This window comes from Pseudomonas sp. PAMC 26793 (assembly GCF_000313235.1).
In the GTDB taxonomy this organism is placed as follows: Bacteria; Pseudomonadota; Gammaproteobacteria; order Pseudomonadales; family Pseudomonadaceae; genus Aquipseudomonas; species Aquipseudomonas yamanorum.
This window is the reverse complement of the sequence record NZ_AMXG01000039.1, coordinates 48,224-67,789: the sequence shown is the minus strand read 5'-3', so window position 1 is coordinate 67,789 and position 19,566 is coordinate 48,224. Positions and strand designations below refer to the sequence as shown.

Sequence of the window (19,566 nt, the reverse complement as noted above, 5' to 3'; positions counted from 1 at the left end):
AAAAACAAATGATTTCCGCTGAAAAGCATGTATTAGGTCTATCCGGAGGTCGCGATAGTGCCGCTTTAGCTATCTACATGCGCCATAACTACCCTGATCTGGAAATTGAATATTTTTATACCGACACAGGTAAAGAGCTGCCTGAAGTATACGAGTTTTTAGGAAAGCTGGAGGGCTTTCTTGGGCAGCCAATTCTCAGGCTAAATCCCGACAGAGATTTCGACTACTGGTTGAAGCAATACAATAACTTTCTACCGTCCGCTCAAACTCGGTGGTGCACTAGACAGCTAAAGCTAAAGCCTTTTGAGGATTGGTTAAAGCCAATTCTTGCGTCTGGCACTACAGTTCACAGTTATGTAGCTATTAGATCTGATGAGCCTTACCGGGAAGGTTATAGTGCAAAACAAGAAAACCTTAAAATACACCTCCCCTTTAAAGATAAAGGCATTGATAAGGCGGCAGTAATAGAGCTACTAGAAGGTTCTGGCTTAGGGCTACCTAAATACTACGAGTGGCGATCACGTAGCGGTTGTACCTTTTGCTTCTATCAACAAAAAATTGAATGGATTCGACTTAAAGATCGTCATCCTGACGCTTTCATAGAAGCAATGGCCTATGAAAAAACAGCGGTAGCAAACGGTTCGCCATTTACGTGGAGCCAAGGTGAGTCATTGGAGGAGATGTCAAAACCAGACAGAGTTCAACAAATCAAAGAAGATTATGAGAAGCGCCTTTTAAGGGTCAGCTCGAAAAAAAGAAGCAATCCATTAAGGCCCGAAATCGAATTAATTGATATTGACGAACTCTATGGGCAGCCTAAATTTTGCGTCACTTGTCATAAATAGCTTCTCCGGGCCATTGCCCGGAGACGCTCTCCACCTCTCCAATATAGGTGAAAACGACTAAACAAGAAGCTAACGTACAAAAACTAAAATGGGTTAACAACCTCAACCTCTTCGTCTGCACTTGAGCTTCGCATCTCATCAACTATTTTGTCTAATAAAACCATCGGATTCCACTGAGAATCTCTTAACCATCCATCGATGATGTTCAATCCGCCATTCGAAAATCTTTCAAATACATGTATAACCTCGTCTACATTTTCGTCCCGCATGTATTTCATATCTCTCAATACAGACAAGCCAAACATAAAAATAATATTATGCTGATCTACAAGCGTATCTTTACTCGTACCAGAAGTTCCTTCAAACGTACCCAGCACTATCTTTGTACTTTCCTTTTCAACCTCTTCCTGAATATTATATTTTTTCCCGACCATTGCTGCGAAAATTATTAAATCCTTGATATATGGGAAAGTTTTTTGCATTTTGCTTCCCTCTTCTTCATCCAATGAACCATATACAAGCAAATTCACCACATGATTGTATTTGTTATTTCTACGAACTTCTTTAGACTGAAGTTCCTTGCTTAAATTAACCATTGCTCACCTCCAAAGCCAGGACTCTGTCCCGTTCACAGCCATACCTGTTCGCAACAATTTCCTTACCATTTATATTAAATATGTCTAGAGGCTTATCACCTTGATCGCCAGCCTCCTCTAATATTAGGCAGTACTCAGCGCCGATCCTTGCCTTAACCACGCTGTTCATTTCTTCTCGCCACTGACTACTTGAAACAAAGAACATTACCTGCTCTGCATGTTTAGGCAGGCTGCTGACCACCACATTTCTGTAACTGTCGTCTAACACTCCGAATGGAGCATCGATAACCAATGGCGCCACAGTTGCAGAGGTCAACAACGGATCTCTCACCTTTTGGTTTTCTTTAACAAACTCGATAAGCGCTGCAGTTATAGATAGATTAAGTAGCAGATTTAGACCGTCACCTTGACCAACACTAGTACCATCACTTCTAACCAAGTGTATAGAGAAGTCGCTTGATGAAGCACGAATTTCATAGGCATGCCTTGAAAAAGACTTCATCATTTCATTAACTTTTTCTACGATGTGTAGCCTAACTCTCTTCTCAGTCGAACTTAAATGTTCAGAGAGATAGTTTTTTATATCCTCTAAAAATTTTTGCTGTAGTGCTAGATCACCAAGTAACTCGTCATTTGGTCTAAGCGCATTTAATCTTTTTTGTTTCGACTCGAGGTCTTTTGTAAAGCTTTCTACTCTTACTTTATATCCACCAAGCAGTTGATGCTGACTACCCAGGTCCAGAGAAATAGCTTTTCTTTTATTCTGCAAACTCGATATCTTCTCTTCTGGAATTAAAACGATCTTATCATGGATTAACTTCAATCGATTTTTCGCGTGCTGGATCTGCGCCTCCAAACTGTCTGTCTTTTGCAAAATTCCTGTAATTGCATCACTTGCAACGGAATTAATCGTTTTAATGCTTTGAATTTGTGCTCGTATTCCTCCAAAGCGATTTTGCAATGCAGGATTCGCAGCTTTATCTAATAGCTTTGCGATATTTATATAACGCTCAGATCCAGCCTCTAAAGATTGGCCGCAAATGCAACGGGCTGCAGCTAAAATATCGTTAATAAAGGTTTCGTTATATGGCTCAGGCAACCGTCCTTTCCACGTGCTTTCATCAATAAACTCAAGTGACTCCTCTGCAAACTCCTTACCAAAAATTGCCCAACCGAATTTGCTCACTGTTTTAAACTTACTTACCAACGAATCCTTATGTTCTCGCTCAAGCTTTTGCAAAGCCTGCTCAAGATCAGCCTCTTCCTTTTTTAAAGAATTCAAGTCCTGATTATTTATCTGTAAAAGCTCCAGCTCTACTGCGTCGAACTGAGCTTGTAGTTCTGGTATTTTGCTTTCGAGTGCTAATATGTCGACTTCTAAGTCGTGCTTTTTATTGCTAATTGCCTCAACCTGCTCAGCTAGCTCTGATGCTTCCCCCGAGTTATCTAGCTCTGCAATTTTTTTCGACGACGCAAGTATTTGCTTCCTTAAGGTCTCTTCTACAACCTCTGCTATTCTAAAGCCCAATATATTACGTATGGACTTCGCTAAATTAATTCCTTTATTTCCAACCTCAACTGCGTTACTACCTTCTCCTTGAAAGAAGAAATAATCTGCCATTTCTTTCGGAAGCATTCCATTAACGACCAACTCCGGCTCTGGCAAACTAGTCCCCATCGTACCATCTGAGATTTTGTATACTCGTAAATTGCCGGCCATGTAGCTCTTCGTCTGATGAAGACTTTTATCAAAAACTCGACTTATTAAGAACTCTTCACCTCCATTTTCAAACTCAATTTCAACAGAGCATTTGCTGGCACCATCCTTGTCAGCCTCAAAGTTCAATAGCGCCTGTGGGTTTCTAAAATTAGTCGTAAACTCACCATAAAAGCACCATTTTATAGCATTCAGTAGCGCTGTTTTTCCGACACCATTTTCAGCATGAATTACTGTAACGTTTCTAATTTTGTCGGTCGCAAAGTTAATAACAACCTCGCCATAATACTGCCGAAAATTCTTAAGCTTAATTTTCCGAAGAAGCATTTACTTTTTCCTTGTATGCAGAAAATTCCGTCTCTAAAACCTTCTCAATGCGGCTCGTCTTATTTGAGGTTTTGGCTCCGTACATGGCTTCTTTCTCAATTTTAATTAGCTTCGCGAGAGTTCGCTGAATTATATCGCTCTCCCTTTCCTTTTCAATATCAGCTGCAATCATCTTCAACTCCTCTAGAACGTTCATTAAAACTCCTTAATATCCAAATCAAACGTCTCCGCCAATTCGCAGGCAATAGGTTCGACTTGCGCTCTATTTTTCGAAAGACGTACAAACTCCATTACCCTATATAGCTCACGGCGCACGAGCCCGGAAAAGCAAGACTCACCTTTCCCCTGCGGCGAAGGAACGACCACAAAATCATAAATATCTGCAACTTCCTTACCAGGCGACTTTCGAAGTATTCGACCTCGTCGCTGTACGAATTGACGAGAGTTTGTGGTACTGGCAAGGATAAATGCCCGTTTGCACGCCGGTATGTCAATCCCTTCATCTAATACCTTCATAGATACCAATGCGTCGATACTACCCTCTTTGAAATCGTCCATTATAGCTAGTCGTTCAGCTCGATTTTCTTCAGCGGTAAATCGTGAAATTTTCCAACCCAGTGTTTTCATTGTCTCTGAAACTGCTTGGAGCTGTGCAATGTCCTTGGAACGGCCATCTCCATCGCCTTGATCCAAGACGCTACCCTCTCCAACATATATTAGGGTATGCTGCTTATCCTCGAGATCGAGCTCTCTTAGCAGGTCTCTTAATACTGATATCTTGTTCGATGCATTACTTATAATTTTATTTCGGCGCCGAATTATGTCCTTAAGTTTATTACTCATTTCCGTAGACTCAAGAGCGTACAGCCTTGCTATTTCCCTGCTTAACTCTAAAAAGCTATCCATTTCAGCTTCACTAAGCTGAACTATATTCAAGTAATAATTATAAGGCGTTAAAACTCCCTGACCCAAGGCGTTTGCCATGGTGTATGTGGCAACAATTTCCCCGTAAGCCTTTTTCAGATTCTCTATTTTTATAGGGTCGGTTTCATAACCGACGTCCAACTCATCAGAATAGGGTGTAGCTGACAAACCTATCTTATATTGGGCTTCAGGTACTGCATTTGATAAAGCCTCACTGGAGTGGTGGTGGCACTCATCTCCTACGAAAAAAATATCACTCGTCGCGATTCTGGAAATTGAAGATTGGAAATTTTCGCTCTTCAAGGTTTGATTGACAACGACGACACTAAAAAAATCAATCGCTTTTAAATTCAATTGATTTATTGCAGATCGTAATTTTTCTTCCCAAACATTTTTATTTCCAAAACATTGGATCGGCGTCATATTGAAAATTTTTAGCTCTTTCACCCATTGCTCAGCAAGAGCCACATATGGTACAGCTACAATTAATGCCAGCTTTTTACTTCGGTTCGCCTCAAATATTTTTGACACGCCCACCATGGCGGTTATAGTTTTTCCAGCACCGGTCGCAAGTTTAAATATACCCTGATAGTTATTATCAGCCCAACTTCTTAGAGCCTTTTTCTGATGGGAGAGCACTTTAAACTCGCTGCCATTTATCTTAACTGGCTCTACTGGATAGCCTTTATTATAAATATCAAACCCGTGCTCTTCCAGTTTATTTTCATCTTCATTCAAATCAATAGTGTGCATACTTAAATTATTTTCTGTGACCTTTTTATGTATAGCTGTATAAAGCTCACTAGGAATATCGAAAACTGCTACATGAGGATCTTCACCTAGCCAAAGCCGCTCAAAACCTTCTTCATAAGGTTTTGCGTATCCGGCATAAACTTCAGTTTCCCAACTTCGATATACAGAAATTGACTCGAAATTAAGATCTGAATTAATGGCGTTTGTTGTTTCATTCGCTGAGCCCTGGAATAGTATTTTATTCCCATGGGCATCATACATAATCCCAACCTTCTCGTGATACATTCCACGACGTCTATAAGCAAACTTTATTTTAAGCCGGCCTGTTACAGTCATTAGAAAAAAAAGCTTTAGTCTATATTTCAAAACATCAGTCACGGCTTCTGCAATCAAACTCTCTAAGTCACGTTCGAGCTTTTTTGCCAGGTGACTTACTAAGCCACCATCTTTTAAAACTTCAAATTCCTCATCATCCAACGGATACCCAATTACGAGCCTCATCTCACCATTATTCTTTATAAGACTTCTAATTCCGGCGAGTGCGTACATCAAAATAGAGGTGGAAAAAAAACCCACAGCCCTATCGTAGCGAACACTTGCAGTTAAGGACGGCGTATAAAAATCGTTGAGAATGCTATCCTCGCCGCTCCTATATACTCTTTTTGTATTCAGGTCTTTAAAGTTCATTTTTTTTCCACCAAAACCTGTTGGATACGTAGTACTTTGTCAACCCTGCATCTAGGGATCTTCGACCACACCAAATTTAAGTCTAGAAACTGTGCGCTTGCCATTGTGATTAGTCACTTGGCTTACTGTATGCTGGAGTTTTTTTGGCGTTAATTCGTAACGTCAGCGACCTTAGCCTCGACGTCCCGCTCAGGAAGGCGTCGACGTAGCTGAACTCATCCATGTGATTTTTCCTCCGACGTATCTACTCGCCACTACGCTAACCTTACTCGTTCGAATGGCTCCGAACTAGTGCCCATTCCTACTTCAATCGCTTATGCATTCTCATGGGAGCTGATAAGACTCTAAAATATTTCAGTTGTACATAACTGCTATGACAATCCCCCCAAGACGCTTCGTACCATGTCATTGCAGTGCCCTAGCTGAGGGGGTGGGTGTTTTTACTCCTACGCAACAGAAAAATTCGAATATGCAATCAACCGCTTCACCATGGAAGCAAAACGGCAACTGAATGTGCTCGACCGCCACCTAAGCGAGAGTTCCTACCTCGCGGGCAACGCGTATACCATCGCCGACATTGCGGTTTGGCCATGGTATGGCGAGTTGGTACGAGGCAACCAGTACTAGACTGGTGAGCTCCTCAGCGTTCAGCGTTGGGCGGAGCTAATCGCCAAGCGCCCTGCGGTAGGGTGAATCGGACATGGGTGACGAATCAAGCCAAATGGTGGAGCGCCACAAGGCGACGGACTTGGATTGAAGGGGAGGCCGTGACGTTCGGCGCTGTAGTGGTAGTCGCCGATGAGCAATTCGATCAGCACAACACTCACTGGACATATCTGGCAGTGTTGAACGAGATTACAGAGGAAGCGGCTCGGTCCGTTCGCCAGCAGGGGCAAGCCTTCGGTTTCTTACATGATGAGCCTAACCTGAAGATTGGTCTTGCTTACCTGGAGAGAAATTCTAGATGCCTCCCGTGCTCTATTAGGAACCTTCCGTGCAAAACTGGACGAACCATTTCAAAGACGGAGGTATAGCGTTGCTTCACAACAAATACTCGCTTTACCTTCCTCAATCGTGGCTACCGAAAACCTAAAGCCGGATGGATAGAACAGGAGGGATGGGCCGCTCCCAACATTAAAGGAATGTGATGGAGTCCTCCGGATCAGGAGGAACAACATCTGCTCCGCCTATGACGCCTCAGCGCATTGCAACAGGGAGCAGTATTCCAAAGAGTATTCCAAGCAAAAAAATCAACAGTTAAAAGCGTTAAAAATCAATAGCTTGTATATCTAGTTCAGATTACCCCGGCCCACCAAATACGAAGCACCACCAAAACCCGCCTTGTGCGGGTTTTGTTGTTTCTGGGCCCCTGGAAACGCACCGCCGAATGGACCTTCGGATTTTTCCTGCAAGACGTCGCGCCTGGCATGAACTGGCGCGAGCCACCCCACGAAGATAGCCTTCCCTAGTTGCTGCTCATCAGCGACCGGCTTTGACAGGCCGAAAAGTGTAACCTTTCACTCCCCTTGATACGTCGGCATGCTTCGCGCATTCCGCCTCGTTCATGGCGGCTGTGCGTGGGGCATCTTCGGGTGCGCCGGGTTCCTACACTTCCGGTCTGTCAACCCGCGTACAGCTGCCACCCAACCCTGTTTGACAGCAGGGGATGGCAGCTCCCATCACCAGTGTAGGAGCGTCACCATGAAAAAGATCACTCCCAATCCCCCATGCCCAAGCCAATCCGGCGCGGATATCTTTTGTATCGCCCAAGGCATCGACCCCGAAACCTTGCTCGTACAGGCCTGCGAAACCCTCGCCTCGCTGAACGCACTCACGACTGACCTGGCTTTCGAGCTGGATGGCGCCTATCGCCATAAGCTTCTGGCCACCCAGCAACTGGGCGTCCTGGGTGAGTTGCTTGTGACGCGCGCACTGGACATTCTTGTGCCAACAGCAGATTCAGAAGCAGCGGGAAGGACCGCTTTCCAATCCTGAAATAGCCATCCAGCGGGGACGCACCAAAAGTCAGTAAAAGGTGAGCGACCAATTTCCCAACAATAAGGCCGCCACCTTTTTCCGAACGACGAATAATCAGGCTTTCAGAAAAATTCTCTTCGCCAGTGCATGGACAATTGACCCACTAAAACTAAAACACTTCTCAATCGCTCACAAAACAAATTAGCCAGCTAACTTTCTAATATCCATTCGAATAGACGAACAACAATACTTTAACTTTTTTGACACGCCCCGCCTAAATACCCTCTTTATTTTCACAAATATTTTACATACCGCTTTTTAAGATTATTCCACTACGACATTATCGTCATGCGAGTCGCTTAAGGAGTGGATATGGCAGGCTTAATGGCGTCAGTTAACAGTCGCACCCAACTGGTAGGTCAAAATCGCCTGGAACTATTGCTATTCCGATTTAACGATCGCCAACTGTACGGAATAAATGTATTTAAAGTCCGGGAGGTCATTCGCTGCCCAAAGCTATCGATACTACCTAAGTCTAATATCAATATTTGTGGAGTAGCGAATATTAGAGGCACCAGTATTCCAATACTGGACCTGGCGATGGCGACCGGACTGCCGGGCGTCAAGGACACTGAAAGTGCCTTCGTCATTCTTACGGAATATAACAGCCGCGTGCAGGGCTTCCTGGTGTATGCCGTTGAACAGATTGTCAATTTGAACTGGGAAGACATACACCCGCCGCCCAAGGGCAGTGGCGAAAACAACTACCTGACGGCTGTTACGCACACAGGCAACCAGCTGGTCGAGATTATTGATGTAGAAAAAGTCTTGACCGAGATATCGCCATCGTCCGAGGAAATCTCATTGGGTGTAGTCGATGACGAGGTGAGCCGGTTGGCGCGACAGTTACGCGTTCTGACCGTAGACGACTCCATGGTGGCCCGTAAACAGGTCACCCGTTGTCTGGAAACCGTCGGCGTTGAGGTCGTCGCATTGAATGATGGTCGACAGGCTCTGGACTATCTTCGCGCAATGCTCGAGGAAGGCCGCAAGCCGGATGAGGAGTTTTTGATGATGATTTCAGACATCGAAATGCCAGAGATGGACGGCTACACATTGACTGCCGAAATACGCAACGACCCTCGTATGGCGAACCTGCACATTGTGCTGCATACCTCGCTGTCAGGTGGGTTCAACCAGGCCATGGTCAAGAAGGTGGGCGCCGATGACTTCCTGGCGAAGTTTCGTCCCGATGACCTGGCTGGCCGCGTGGTAGCCCGTATCAAAGCAACCAGCGTCTGTTGATTTCAAAGATCGTACGTTCGAGACAAGGAGGCTTTATATTTATATAACACCAAGAACCGTCGACCTGAACGTTCCATCACAGAAAGATCAACTAGCTGCACGCGTTCCCGTCCAGCGTTATGGTTTTAAAAACACCGAGTCACTATGGCTCGAAGATAATGCAGTGCATGAACACGTTTAACCTGGAACCCAAGCTGTACCGTCAACTGTAGCTGGACTTTCAAGTAACAGCTCAGCGACGCAAGCAGCAGATGATTATTCAGCCGCGCGTGCAAAACATATTGGCTTGTCAACATCAGAGGATGCTGGCAACTATTACTGTGGGCGGGAGACATCATGAAATTCAACTCATTGCAGACTCGGATCTGCTTCACTGCAGGCATCTGCCTGTTTATATCATCGGCGAGCCTGGTGCTATATGGACTGTTCTCTTCCACGGCCAGCGAAAAATACGTAGCCGGCGAAGTATCTGCACTTATTGAGAATTCAACCATACGCGAAGTGCAGAACCTGGCAGAGTCACGGGCCAACGCTATTCAGGCAAAACTGCAAAATGCACTGGATGCGGCGAGAACACTGGCCAATGCATTTGCGGCCAGCAAAACCGCACAAAGCTCACTTTTATTAGGCCGCGAACAGATCAATACGATGCTGCTCAGCGTGCTTAAAGATAACCCCGACTTCAACGGCACTTATTCCTGCTGGGAGCCGGACGCCGTGGACGGCCAGGATCAGGCGTTCCGCAATGGCGAAGGCGGCAATAACCCACTGACCGGACGCTTCACGCCTTATTGGACACGCAGTTCGGACGGCCATATCGCGGTGCAACCCTTGGTGGAGTATGACTCCCAGGCCCGTCATCCCAATGGCGTCCCCAAAGGCGGCTGGTACACGGGGCCCCGCGACACCCAGAAAGAAAGTGTATTGGACCCCATCCCGTACGTCGTTCAAGGCAAGAACGTGTGGCTGACCACGCTTTCAGTGCCGATCACCGCCAATGGCAAATTTTATGGCGTAGTCGGCGCAGACTTCGATATTGCCTTCATCCAGAAGCTCAGCGAACAAATGTCAGCCGACCTTTACTCCGGCAAAGGCTCCGTCTCGATCCTGAGCAATCAGGGGCTGGTGGTTGCGGACAGCCAGAGGACCGATCTGATCGGCCAACCCTTGAAGGGGTTGCTGCCCGATACCTGGGAAAAAACCCTGGCCGATATCCAGAGCGCGCGCGGTGTCGGGCAGTTCAACAAGGACAGTCAGAACATCGAAGTGTTGATGCCGATTCAGTTGGGCCGTACTGGCAAGCCATGGGCCATATTGATTCGCCTGCCCAAGGCCGTGGTGATGAGCCAGGCGATCGCCCTGGAGCAGGAAATGCAATCGCGCAGTGTCAGCAACAGTGTCTGGCAGGTGTCGGTGGGCGTAGTCATTTCCTTGCTGGCCCTGGTAGCGCTGTGGTTTGCCACCGCAAAAATTGTCGGGCCGATTCGTGAGGCAGCCGCGTTGGCGGCGAGTATCAGCTTGGGTGATTTCTCACGCCGTCTGGTTCAAAAGTCTGAAGATGAAGTCGGACAGTTATCTTTTGCCCTGAATGACATGTCAGAAAGTCTGCAACGCCAGGTGCGAATCGCCGAGCGCATTTCCGAAGGTGACCTGGACCTGGAGGTTCGCCTCTCATCCCCCCAGGACGCCCTCGGCAAATCATTGGAGAAAATGGTCAGCAACCTGAATAACCTGATTTCGGAAGTCCAGGTCAGCGCGACTCAAATCACCGGCAGCTCCGCCCAAGTCACCGAGTTGAGTCAGTCGCTGTCCGATGGGGCGTCCAATTCGGCCTCGTCGATCACCGAAATCAGCGCCGTGATGACGCAGATGGCCGCACAGACCACCGACAACGCCGCCAATGCGAGGAAGGCTGACGAACAGTCCCAGGCTTCACGGGCCGACGCTGGCGAAAGTGACAAGTTAATGAGCGAGTTGATTGCCGCCATGGCCGAAATCGACAACTCCGGCAAAGACATCACCGCCATCATCACCACCATCGACAACATCGCAGCCCAAACCAACCTGCTGGCCTTGAACGCTGCGATTGAAGCGGCCAGAGCCGGAGAGCTTGGCCGGGGATTTGCCGTGGTCGCCGACGAAGTCCGCAGCCTCGCCGCACGTAGTGCTGAAGCTGCTCAGCAAACCGCCGCCCTGATCGCCGACTCTTCAGTCAAGACCCAGCGCGGTATGGTCATTGCCGGCCGTACCGCCGACTCGCTGAGAAATATCGTCAGCGGAACCAGTGCGGTTTCGAGCCTGGTGTCATTGATCTACCAGGCATCAAGCGAGCAGGCATCCGGCTTGCAACAGGCCAGCATCGGCCTTGAGCAGATCGATGAGGTGACTCAGCAGAATCAGTCCAACTCCCAGGAGTGCGCGGTGGCGGCCAAGAACCTGTCGGAACGGGCAAATACCATGCAACGCGGTCTCAGCCGCTTCAAAGTGAAGAGTTCCTAGTAGGTCGATTACCGTCAAGGAGGAGCTATGCCTGAACCAAAAAACTACAAGATCAGCTTTATCCACCAGGGTCAGGAGAGGGAGATCTACCTCACTTCGATGGACTGTCACGATGCCTACAAATGGCGATACATTGCCGATAGCCTGGGCATCAGCTATTGCAGTTCCGACGGGCGCGTCATGCTTTCACACGCCATAAAAAACCTCGTAGAAGCCAAGGGAGTCAGCCAGGTCGTGGTACAAACAATGCCAGAGTCAAGCGACCACTGACCCGGGACAGGCTGACCATTGTCGCCCGCGCCCTGGCCCTCCATCGGCGCCGGCTTCGTACGCAACGCCGTGTGGGATCACCTGCACGGTCACCCCCTGGGGCCACTGACCGGTACCTCCTGCCACAAAAACCTCACACTCATTCACGAATTATTAAGAATCCCCCTCGTATACTCACCGATTGCCCGGACCGTTCCCCCGAACGGTCCCCTGCCCCGGTAGCCAGAATCCATGACGCGTTCCGCTCCTCTGCTGCTCCTGCTCGCTGCGCTGTTGTTCTTCTTCGCCCTTGGCAATCACGAGTTGCAAGGCTCGACCGAGGCCCGTGTGGCCGGGATCGCCATGGCCATGCACCTGGATAACGATTGGGTGGTGCCGCGACTGTTCCGTGAACCCTTCCTGGAGAAACCGCCGCTGAGCCTGTGGCTCGACGCCGGGGCGATCCGCCTGTTTGGCGGCACCACGTGGGCAGTGCGCCTGGCGTCGGCGTTTGCCGGGCTGTTCAGTGTGATGCTGCTGTACGGGATGCTGCGCAAGTTTGGCCGGCCCAAGACGCTGGCGTTTGTCGCGGCGCTGATGCTGGCGACCATGGCCAGTTACTGGAGCAACGTACGCGGCGTCGGTGAAGATTCGCTGCTCACCCTCGGGGTCACCATGGCCCTGCTGGCGTTCTATCAGGCCAACCGCCCCGCCTCGGAGCGCGACCGTTCGAACCTGGGCACCTGGTTGCTGTTTACCCTGGGGATGGTGATCGCCACCTTGAGCAAAGGTGTGCTGGGCCTGGCCATGCCGGGTATCGTGATCTTCGTCTATTTGGCCAGCACCAGCCTGATGGATAAACAATTCAAGCTGGGCGACTGGGTCAAACCCGGGCTGTTCACGCTGCTGGCGCTGGTGCCGCTGATGATCTGGCTGGGTTTCCTGTACCAGCGCGACGGGCTGCAAGCGGTACGTGAAGTGCTGTTGACCAACAGTGTCGGACGCTTCAGCGGCTCGTTTGTCGAAGCCGGTCACTACGAGCCGTTCTATTACTACATCGTCAAACTGCCCGAAGCCTTTTTGCCCTGGAATATTCTGGTGTACCTGGGGCTGTGGCACTTCCGTAAAAGCCTGGTGCGCAACCGCTACCGACTGTTTTTCAGCGTGTGGCTGGTGGCGCAGTTCACCCTGCTGACGCTCGCCTCCAGCAAGCGCACGGTTTACCTGATGGCACTGACGCCCGCCGCCGCAGTGCTGGCCGCCGAGTATGGTGGCGTCTTGCTGGGCTGGCTGAAAAGCCGCGGGCAGGTTTCCAACGTTGCCGAACACGTTTATGCCCATCGTCGTGGCCTGGTCGGTGGTTTTTTCACCCTGGTGATTGCCTGCTACCTGATTGCCGCTTTCTGGTTCGCCCCCAAGGCCGATGTGCGTCAGTCGTTTGTGCCGGTGATCAGCCAGATCCAGGCGATGCAGGCGCAGGGCAAGGAAGTGGTGCTGTATCAGGCCAACGAGCGAATCGCCGGCGCCGGGGTGTTCTACATGCAGGCCTATTTGACGATTCTGCAAACGCCGGAGGAACTCAAAAGTTACCTCGCGGCCAAGCCCGGCAACGTGGCCCTGGTGGACAATACTGACCGGCTGAACGTACCCGTGAAGGTGGTCAAGGAGATGGCGATCAACCGTCAGCCGTACTATTTCGTCGAGCAGTGATGTAAGAGGCGCCTGCCTTGAGTAACTAACTACCGCCATCGACACTGCAAGACTGCGCACCCTCAGGGATCCATCAACCCTGAGGACCGGCCATGCCCGCTCAGCCCCCGAACACATCACCACTGCCCCCCGAACAACTGAACAACTACCTGCTGCAGATCGGTCATCGCTTGCAGGTTTTCCCCCACGGCCAGGCGCCCGCAGCGCAGTCCTCTGCAGAGTTGCTGGAGATGCAGGCGCTGCACGCGGCCCTGGCAGAAGAGAGCCGCTGGGGCCTGCAGAAGGTAAAAGTGCACTACACCGTACCCCGCAACTGGGTGATCCACGGCGAGCAGGGCCTGTTGAACCGCACGCGCATCCACACGGCGCTGCACAATAAACTGACCGCCATGGAAACAGAGCGGCGCCCCAACGGCCATTTGCGCAAAAACTGGATACTCGACAGCCATCAGTTGATGCTGGAGGCAGAGGCCAAGTTGAAGGTTGCAGATCGCTTGCTCAGCCCCGCCGACCAGTTGATGGTGACGAATATCGTCTTCGGCCCCGAGCGGCGCCCGGGCATCCATCGCCTGACGTTTCGCTACCGCCAGCAGACCATCGAGTTCGCCGGAGTGTTCGTCCTCACGCGCAGCCAGACACCGGTCACCCACCTGGAGATCGAGGACGGTGATGCGTTGCTGTTCACCCCTTCCAGAGGCCTGGAGGCTTTCACCTCGCTCAAGCATCTGGATCGCACATTGCAAGAGCGCATGAAGCAGGCCGCCTGGCGCCAGGAACTGCTGCAACACCTGCCGCGCCGTTACCAGCACTTGCGCGCAGCGAGTATCTGGCCCCTGGTGCCAGAACCTATCGACAGCCTCCCGCTGAACGAACACACCTACAACGCCCTGCAGCACAAACAACATCAGGACATCGCGTTTGCCCTTGGCCTGGACGGCCAGCCAGCGCCGACAGACGTCGCCAGAATGACCCTCGAACTGGACCAGGCCCTGCGCTGCTCGCCTTGGGACCTGTCCTCGCGCCTGGAACTGCGCGCGCAACAGTTACTGGAAAAACTGCTCCACGAATCCGCCCCGGACTGGTACCGCAGCGCCAATGAAGCTCAGCGCAAGACCCTCGCCGAACACCTGCGCACTTACGAACACCTCAGCCTGCAAGTGCTGGCGTTACTCGGCCCGGCGGCCTCGCCCGAGGCCATGGCACGTCTGCAAGTGCTTGAGCACCTGGATGACGACCTGGATATCCAGGGCCTGATCCCCGAGCAACTGCAGATCAGCACTGAGCGCACCCTGAAGTCAGGCAACTCGTACAACCAGCACAACAACCTGGTGCAATTGGCGATACGTGGCTTGCACCATGGCGATGAACAAACCGACTCCGAGTTTCTCAAACACACCTGGCTGACCTACGCCCAACAGCCCTTGCCGCCCGAGTTCCAGGACGTCACGCCGGCTTACCTGGCCGAGCTGCTGGCCAAGGTTCAACCAAGCCTGACCTTCGCCGAAGAACAAAAACGCGCCCACAGTCTGCCCGCCGTACAGGACGCCATGCAGCAGATGCTCGACAGCCGCCTGCACGCGCTGGCCTACAGTGCATCGTTGCAAAACCATATCAGCACTGACGACTACGCACTGCTGCAGACCCTCAGTGAAGGACCATCGCCCACACTCACCGCCTGCTGCCTGTTCCTGCACAAGGCGCCCCTTAAAGACCTGTGGGTGCTGCGCCAGACCGATGCAACGGGCGCGGTCAAACGCTTGCTGCTGTGCACGCCTCACGCACCCCGCGCCGAACAGTTCCAGGCCTTTGGCAGCGAGCGGGAATTGCAGGCGCACATCCTCGGCTGGAGCCAGGAGGTAGCGTCCGTCCCCGGTTCGCGCAGCATGAAAGACTACCTGCTTGAACAACTGGTCAGCCGGATCCGGCCCAAATACAGCGCGATGCTTTCCGCCTTGGGTTTTACCCCGGCCAGCCTCGAGTATTTGATGATCAGTTTCGGCGCGCCCTCCACCTATGAAGCCTGCCTGGTGGAAATGAGTACCACGACGCTGGCCATGCAGGCCGATGAATACCTGCATCAGATGCCCAAGTGGCTGAGCCAGGCTTCGGTGGCGGACCGACAGAAACTCGCCGACCTCAAGGAACAGGCCACGGGCGCTGCACAGGCCTACGCCGCAAGCCCGGGTAGCCCACAACAGTTTCCCGACTTCGACAGTTACTTGCACAAGGCGGCAAAAACCGCCCTCAATCAACTGCTCGGCCACCCGATCCCGGCGGTAGACCCAAACCTCGTAGGCGTGATCACCCCGCGCGAACGCGTCAGCTACACCACGCTGTACCGCAACGGCTACGACGCCAGCCTGGGCTTTATCAACCCTGACGCCAGGACCACCGCACAGTTCAAGGGACCGCCCGGCGTCGACCTGAGTCGACTCACCGCGCAAACGGTGAGCAACTCGGTCAGAGGCACCTGGATCGGTGATCGCTATGTCGCCGAGGTCGAGAAAACCCTGCTGGACCCGCAAGGCCCCCACTATGCATGGCGCCGCAGCATGGCCCTGGAGGTCGCCCAGTTGCACATGCGTGTCGCCGCGCTTGAGTGCTGCCTGCAAGGCTATCTGGCAACAACCGACCTGGCTTGGCTGGAAAAGAGCATCGACAGCCTGGCTGATAACAGCGAGGCCGTGCGCAATCGGTATCGGCTCTATCCGTTGCACATCAGCGGGCAAGTGATCGATGGCTGTTACCTGTTCCACCACGCCAACGACCTGCCCCTGCTCTACACCCCGCACGCACCGGACGGCATCGCCTTCAGGCCGCAACGGGAATTCAACGAACGCCTGAAAAACCTTGAAGGCATGGACACCTACTACATCAGCCGGGTCGCCAGCGTTGAGCGCGCGGCGTTCGAGCCGAGATTGAAAGCATTGCTGGCGGGCCTGCCGGCACAGCTCAAGGGGGTGTATTCCAAGCCGGTGTTCGACGAAGTGCCTCGCACCGCACTGCCCCTCAAGAACCTGCATTACCACACCTACGACAAAAAGCTGCGCCACCGTATCGACGAAGTCAAAAGCACCACCACCGGGCGCTTGCAGATGATCATGGAACTGGTCAGCGTCATCGGTGAAATCACCATTGCCGTGCTGACCGCGCCCTTCCCGACACTGAGCCTGGCGTTGGGCGGCTTGCTGGTGTTCAAGGATTCGATGCTCGCCCTGCATGCCTACAGCCGCAACGACACCGCCGCCGCCCTGGGGCATTATCTGGGCGCGCTGCTCAATGCCGTCGGGGCGCTGTTGACCGACCTGCGGCCCCTGCTGTTCGCCCCCGTCAAGCTCGCCCGTCCGCCGTTGCGCCATGTTGCCCGGGCGGCCAAGGATCAACAGGCAATGACCTTGATCAAGCAACTGCAGCCACAACCCCCATTGCCTCAGGGCATGCAGCCCGTGCTGTTTGCTGGCGACAACCTGTGGGCGTCACACACCCCGGACAGCCTGGGGCGATTCCTGTTGTTTCGCTACGACAGCACCAGCGGGCAGTTGCGCTCCACCGGCAAGCTGGTGAACCAGACGGTGGACGGCCAGTGGCAGCGCTCCGGTGTCATCGGCGGTATGCCAGGCCCTGAAAGGCTTGGGCAGCCCTATGAATTATCGGAAAAGTTACGCCGGGACGTAGCGGCCATCATCGCCCCCGAGGACAGGTCCGCGCTGTTCCAGCAGATCGCCTACCTGGATCGTGACCTTAATACCCACAGCATCTGGGTCTCGCGTCGGCAACTCGCCCCGGCACTCAAACAGCACCTGGACAACGTCAGGGCACTGACGGATGACGCCGACGCGTTTTTTGCACGGTTGCCCGCCGTGGTTCCCCGGGCCGAAACCCTGAACCCGGCGCCAGACATTGCCCTGCGTGATTTGCTCAAGCTGCTGATCGATGACGCCCACAACCTGGTGGTGGGCGAGGCACCGTTTTCCACCGTGGCTAAACAGGTGCTGATCGAAAACATGCAGTACCTGCGTGAGTTCAACGTGACGGTTCTCTATATCGAGGCGTTGTGGCGCGACATCCACCATCTGAAAACCCACTCACGGTTTTCCAGTGGTTTCTCCAAACAGGCGGAGCGCCAGCTCAAATCCATCGACAAGGAAAATTACCGCGACCCCGAAGGGTTGCACGGCCACTGGATGCTGGTAAAAACCGCGCAACAGCACGGGATTGAAGTTAGACCGTTGAACGCCTCAAGCTCCTACGACCTGGAAAACACCCTGAGCCTGGTTGATTCACGCCCGGCCTCGATTCGCGCCAACAGGCTGACCAACTTTTACTCCCACACCCTCATTAACGACGACCAGGCCAAAAAACCGGGCGAACGCTGGATAGCGTTGGTTGATCAAAAACGCATGAGCACCTATCGCGGCACGCCGGGCCTGGCCGACCTGCAAAAGAGCATTGCCCTGCGGGTCGACGATGCCTTCAGCCAACCCACCCGAGTCATCGCGGATGTGGCAGGCGGTATTCCCGGCGATGTCCTGGCCAAGGGCGACCTGAAGCTGTCGTTGCACACGGCAAGCCAACCGGCGCCGCGCCCGGCCCCCTCGGTGGAGCGCTCACTCTCGCCACGGCCAACGCGCCCTCTGCCTGCTGAAGCGCCGCGCCACTTCAGCACCTTTGACCTGCCGCATGAACACCTGAACCTGATCAACGATGAAATCACCCTGCCGATAGGCACGCGAGAAGTGCTCTTCGCTACCGCCTACTGGGAGACCGTCAGCAGTCGTCGTGCGGCGCAAATTACCTTCGACCAGACCCGCAAAAAACTTCAGACCCAGGCCCAGGCGTTTTTTACCGAACTCACACCGCCTACGCGCAAGGCACTGCCTGCGATCGACCCGGCCCTGGATGAGGTGAAGTTTATCGATCAACTGCTGGACACCGCCGATGGCCTGGTGGTCGGCGAAGCCCACTCCAGTACGTCGAGCAAAGGCTTCCTCAGCCGGCACATGGAATACCTGAAGGGCCAGCGCGATGTAAAAACCCTGTACATGGAGCAACTCACCACCGAGCTGCATCAAGCCGACCTGGATATCGTCCACAACCTGGGCTTTATGCCTGATGAGCTGTGGAACTACCTCAACGCATTGGACAAAGGCCACGGCGTACCAGCCGACAGCCCCCACAGCTTTGTCAGCCTGGTGCAGGTGGCGATGAAGCACAACGTGCGGATCCGCGCACTCGATTGTGTCGCCAGCTTGCGGGTAGATGGCATGACCGGCTCCAGGACATCAATGCTCAACTACTTTGCGACCCAAGTGATCCGCGCGGATCAGCTTCAACAGGGGCCACACAAGTGGATCGCACTGGTGGGCGAAACGCACGCCAATACGTACCACGGCGTGCCGGGCATTGCCGAGCTCAACAACGGCATCAGTTTGCTGCTGGACGATGTGCCTCCCGGCTCGGCCAGCGGCTTTGTGCGTGAGCCCGCCAACCTCCAGGCGTTACCGCGCGAGCAACAATGGCCGTTGGTGCGCTACGACTTCAAGAAAAGCGTCGAAGTCGCCGGTGCGCCATTGCCGCCACCTGTCATGCTGGCGCCAACCCTCAGCCTCGAACAACGCCTGCGGCGCAAAGGCGACTACCTGCTTCAGCGCACCCTGGACGACGGGTTGGAGATGGTCCATAAAAACCGCGACGGCGTACTGGTCCACACCGCGTTGCAGCAGGATGCCAGGGGTCACTTCGTCAATCGCTGGAACCTGGATGACCGCCGTTTCAGCAGCAGGGAAGCGTTGATCGACATCATCACCACCAGCAAAAGAATGCGCCAAGTCCACTGACCCTCGCACCGCCCTCTGCATGAGGGCGGTGCGACCGCCCGTCGCTCACGCTTCATAAATCCTGCCCTCACGAAAAAACCGTTTCAGCTCTCGCCTGAGCTGCCGATACCACCTGACTACCCATCGGCTGGTCGCTACTT

Annotated in this window: 11 protein-coding genes and 1 pseudogene; 8 read left to right on the top strand and 4 right to left on the bottom strand. The window is 52.6% G+C overall.

The window, feature by feature from the left end; translation table 11 throughout:
* The first annotated feature begins 8 nt into the window (after positions 1 to 8).
* The gene (locus tag D109_RS1000000133015; RefSeq protein ID WP_081585366.1) at positions 9 to 845 is read left to right on the top strand and encodes a phosphoadenosine phosphosulfate reductase family protein; all 837 of its coding nucleotides are present in this window, start codon (positions 9 to 11) and stop codon (positions 843 to 845) included.
* Between the two features lie 83 nt (positions 846 to 928).
* Here the strand turns inward: D109_RS1000000133015 and D109_RS0120515 are convergent, their stop codons facing one another.
* From D109_RS0120515 to D109_RS1000000133010, 4 genes are read right to left on the bottom strand one after another with little or no spacing between them, the layout of a single operon-like run.
* Positions 929 to 1,441 (bottom strand): hypothetical protein, encoded by a 513-nt coding sequence (locus tag D109_RS0120515; protein ID WP_017478526.1) that lies wholly within the window; start codon positions 1,439 to 1,441, stop codon positions 929 to 931.
* Positions 1,434 to 3,485 carry an AAA family ATPase gene (locus D109_RS0120510; RefSeq protein WP_017478525.1) on the bottom strand — a complete coding sequence of 684 codons (2,052 nt, stop codon included), beginning with the start codon at positions 3,483 to 3,485 and terminating at the stop codon, positions 1,434 to 1,436. The genes D109_RS0120515 and D109_RS0120510 overlap by 8 nt, the downstream gene beginning before the upstream one ends.
* Positions 3,466 to 3,681 carry a hypothetical protein gene (locus D109_RS0120505; RefSeq protein WP_017478524.1) on the bottom strand — a complete coding sequence of 72 codons (216 nt, stop codon included), beginning with the start codon at positions 3,679 to 3,681 and terminating at the stop codon, positions 3,466 to 3,468. The genes D109_RS0120510 and D109_RS0120505 overlap by 20 nt, the downstream gene beginning before the upstream one ends.
* Positions 3,681 to 5,849, bottom strand: a complete 2,169-nt coding sequence (locus D109_RS1000000133010) for a DEAD/DEAH box helicase family protein (RefSeq protein ID WP_026078110.1) — start codon at positions 5,847 to 5,849, stop codon at positions 3,681 to 3,683. Before D109_RS1000000133010 ends, D109_RS0120505 begins: the two co-directional genes overlap by 1 nt.
* Positions 5,850 to 6,275: 426 nt before the next feature.
* Here D109_RS1000000133010 and D109_RS1000000133005 point away from each other — a divergent pair.
* The 7 genes and pseudogenes from D109_RS1000000133005 to D109_RS0120470 form a co-directional block, all read left to right on the top strand.
* A pseudogene (locus D109_RS1000000133005) lies at positions 6,276 to 6,606 on the top strand (glutathione S-transferase C-terminal domain-containing protein); the annotation flags it as partial.
* A 944-nt stretch (positions 6,607 to 7,550) separates the two neighbouring features.
* The gene (locus tag D109_RS0120495) at positions 7,551 to 7,844 is read left to right on the top strand and encodes a DUF6124 family protein (protein WP_017478520.1); all 294 of its coding nucleotides are present in this window, start codon (positions 7,551 to 7,553) and stop codon (positions 7,842 to 7,844) included.
* A 354-nt stretch (positions 7,845 to 8,198) separates the two neighbouring features.
* A complete protein-coding gene (locus D109_RS0120490) occupies positions 8,199 to 9,131 on the top strand; it encodes a chemotaxis protein CheV (RefSeq protein ID WP_026078109.1) in 933 nt (310 codons plus the stop codon).
* 336 nt (positions 9,132 to 9,467) lie between these two features.
* The gene (locus tag D109_RS0120485; RefSeq protein WP_017478518.1) at positions 9,468 to 11,630 is read left to right on the top strand and encodes a methyl-accepting chemotaxis protein; all 2,163 of its coding nucleotides are present in this window, start codon (positions 9,468 to 9,470) and stop codon (positions 11,628 to 11,630) included.
* 27 nt (positions 11,631 to 11,657) lie between these two features.
* A complete protein-coding gene (locus D109_RS0120480) occupies positions 11,658 to 11,900 on the top strand; it encodes a hypothetical protein (RefSeq protein WP_017478517.1) in 243 nt (80 codons plus the stop codon).
* Between the two features lie 231 nt (positions 11,901 to 12,131).
* The gene (locus tag D109_RS0120475) at positions 12,132 to 13,589 is read left to right on the top strand and encodes a glycosyltransferase family 39 protein (protein WP_017478516.1); all 1,458 of its coding nucleotides are present in this window, start codon (positions 12,132 to 12,134) and stop codon (positions 13,587 to 13,589) included.
* 92 nt (positions 13,590 to 13,681) lie between these two features.
* Entirely contained in the window at positions 13,682 to 19,426 is a 5,745-nt protein-coding gene (locus tag D109_RS0120470; RefSeq protein ID WP_017478515.1) for a membrane-targeted effector domain-containing toxin, read from the top strand.
* The last annotated feature ends 140 nt before the right edge of the window (positions 19,427 to 19,566 follow it).